Raw genomic sequence first — 3366 nt, forward strand, 5'->3', positions numbered from 1 at the left:
CTACCGGAGCGTTGTTCGTACCGTTAACCGTGATCTGGATCTGAACCGTATCGGTTCCGCCATTATCATCGGTCACGGTAACAGGGATCGTTAAGATCTCGGAATCACCCACATTCAAATATTCGTATGTTGCATCGGTTGGATCAAAACTGTAGGAACCATCTGCGTGCAGCGTAAAACCTGCCGGAGCAGTTGAACCCGGAGTGACCGTGAAGGTCGCCGTCGAGCCATCATCTACATCGGTGGCAGTGAGCGTACCACTAATCCCTGCGGCCCCTTCATCAACAGAAGTGATTACATCCGTAACAGCCACAGGTGCATCGTTGGTACCATTGACTGTAATCTGGATCTGAACTGTATCGGTTCCACCCTGGTCATCGGTCACGGTGACGGGGATTGTCAGGATCGTGGAATCACCCACGTTCAGATGGTCATACGCCGCATCAGTCGGATCAAAACTGTATGATCCATCTGCATGCAGCGTAAACCCGTCGATCGTGGCAGTAGTCGTATAAGCGGCTGTTGCACCATCATCCAAATCGGTGGAAGTGAGCGTGCCATTAATGGCAGCATCCCCTTCGGCAACCGTCGTGGTAACGTTCGCGCCAGCAATCGGCGCATCGTTGGTACCGTTGACCGTAATCTGAATCTGCACCGTATCGGTACCACCCTGATCATCAGTCACCGTAACAGGGATTGTTAAAATCACGGAATCGCCAACGTTCAAGTAATCGTACGTCGCATCGGTTGGATCAAAACTGTAGGAACCATCTGCGTGCAGCGTAAACCCTGCCGGAGCAGTTGATCCTGGAGTGACCGTGAAGGTCGTCGTCGAGCCATCATCTACATCTGTGGAAGTAAGCGTACCACTGATCCCAGTGGCCCCTTCATCGATGGTAGTCGTAACATCAGCACCAGCTACTGGCGCATCGTTTGTGCCATTGACTGTAATCTGGATCTGAACGGTATCGGTTCCGCCCTGGTCATCGGTCACGGTGACGGGAACCCTCAGAATCACGGAATCACCCACGTTCAGGTGTTCGTACGCGGCATCGGTCGGATCGAAACTGTATGAACCATCTGCGTGCAGCGTAAACCCATCAACCGTAGCAGTCGTCGTATAAGCGGCCGTTGCATCATCATCGACATCACTTGAAGTCAGGTTGCCAGAAATCATTCCGGCCCCTTCATCAACGGAAGTAGTGACATCCGCACCCGCTACAGGAACATCGTTGGTACCGTTGACCGTAATCTGGATCTGCACCGTATCGATTCCACCCTGATCATCCGTCACGGTAACGGGGATCGTCAAGATTGTGGAATCACCCACGTTCAAATGGTCATACGCCACATCGGTTGGATCGAAACTATAGGTTCCATCTGGATTGAGCGTGAAACCTGCTGGAACGGTTGAGCCTGAAGTGACAGCAAACGTTGCCGTTGCACCATCATCAGAATCTGTTGAAGTAAGCGCACCATTAATCAATGCCGCCCCTTCATCAACGATGGTCGTAACATCAGCACCAGCTACTGGCGCATCGTTTGTGCCGTTGACTGTAATCAGGATCTGAACCGTATCGGTTCCGCCATTATCATCGGTCACGGTAACGGGGATCGTTAAGATCTCGGTATCACCCACATTCAAATATTCGTATGTCGCATCGGTTGGATCAAAACTGTATGAACCATCTGCGTGCAGTGTGAAGCCTGCCGGAGCAGTTGAGCCTGGAGTAACCGTAAAGGCAGCCGTCGAACCATCATCTACATCACTTGAGGCCAGGTTTCCGGACACCATTCCGGCACCTTCATCGACGGTCGTAGATACATCCACACCTGCTACCGGCGCATCGTTGGTACCGTTGACCGTAATCTGAATCTGCATCGCATCCGTACCACCGTTCTCATCCGTCACGGTGACCGGAACTGTCAGCACGACCGTATCACCAACATTGAGATGGTCGTAGGCCACATCGGTCGGATCGAAACTATAGGTTCCATCCATGTTCAGCATAAAACCGGATGGAGCAATAGATCCTGCTGTAATACTGAAGGTCGCTGTCTCCGGATGGTCAACATCCGTAGCAGTGAGCACACCGTCAATTGTCGCGGCGCCCTCATCAACGGACCTGGTTACATCTGCGCCTGCTACCGGAGCGTTGTTCGTACCGTCGACCGTAATCTGGATCTGAACCGTATCGGTTCCGCCATTATCATCGGTCACGGTAACAGGGATCGTTAAGATCTCGGTATCACCCACATTCAAATATCCGTACGTCGCATCGGTTGGATCGAAGCTGTATGAGCCATCTGGATGCAATGTGAAGCCTGCCGGAGCAGTTGAACCTGGAGTGACCGTGAAGATAGCCGTCGAGCCATCATCTACATCGGTGGCAGTGAGCGTACCACTGATTCCAGTGGCCCCTTCATCAACAGAAGTGATTACATCCGCAACAGCCACAGGTGCATCGTTGGTACCATTGACTGTAATCTGGATCTGAAATGTATCGGTTCCACCCTGGTCATCGGTCACGGTGACGGGGATTGTCAGGATCGTGGAATCGCCCACGTTCAGATGGTCATACGCCGCATCGGTCGGATCGAAACTGTATGATCCATCTGCATGCAGCGTAAACCCGTCGATCGTGGCAGCCGTCGTATAAGCAGCCGTTGCACCATCATCCAAATCGGTTGAAGTGAGCGTGCCATTAATGGCAGCATCCCCTTCGGCAACCGTCGTGGTAACGTCCGCGCCAGCAATCGGAGCATCGTTGGTACCGTTGACCGTGATCTGAATTTGCACCGTATCGGTACCACCCTGATCATCAGTCACCGTAACAGGAACCGTTAAGATCACGGAATCGCCCACGTTCAAATGGTCGTACGTCGCATCGGTTGGATCAAAACTGTAGGAACCATCTGCGTGCAGCGTAAAACCTGCCGGAGCAGTTGAACCCGGAGTGACAGCAAAGGTAGCCGTCGAATCATCATCTACATCGGTGGCAGTAAGCGTACCACTGATCCCAGCGGCCCCTTCATCAACAGAAGTGATTACATCCGCAACAGCCACAGGTGCATCGTTTGTGCCGTTGACTGTAATCTGGATCTGGACTGTATCGGTTGCACCATTATCATCGGTCACGGTGACGGGGATTGTCAGGATCGTGGAATCACCCACGTTCAGATGGTCATACGCCGCATCGGTCGGATCGAAACTATATGAACCATCTGCGTGCAGCGTGAACCCGTCGATCGTGGCAGTCGTCGTATAAGCGGCCGTTGCACCATCATCCAAATCGGTGGAAGTGAGCGTGCCATTAATGGCAGCATCCCCTTCGGCAACCGTCGTGGTAACGTTCGCGCCAGCAA

1 protein-coding gene is annotated in these 3366 nt (G+C 52.7%); it reads right to left on the reverse strand.

Annotated elements, in window-relative coordinates; all coding sequences use genetic code 11:
- The coding region (locus JWG39_RS15845; protein WP_205220416.1) for a beta strand repeat-containing protein at positions 1 to 3366 on the reverse strand (3366 nt) is incomplete at both ends.

The organism is Desulforhopalus vacuolatus, from assembly GCF_016918505.1.
Lineage (GTDB): Bacteria > Desulfobacterota > Desulfobulbia > Desulfobulbales > Desulfocapsaceae > Desulforhopalus > Desulforhopalus vacuolatus.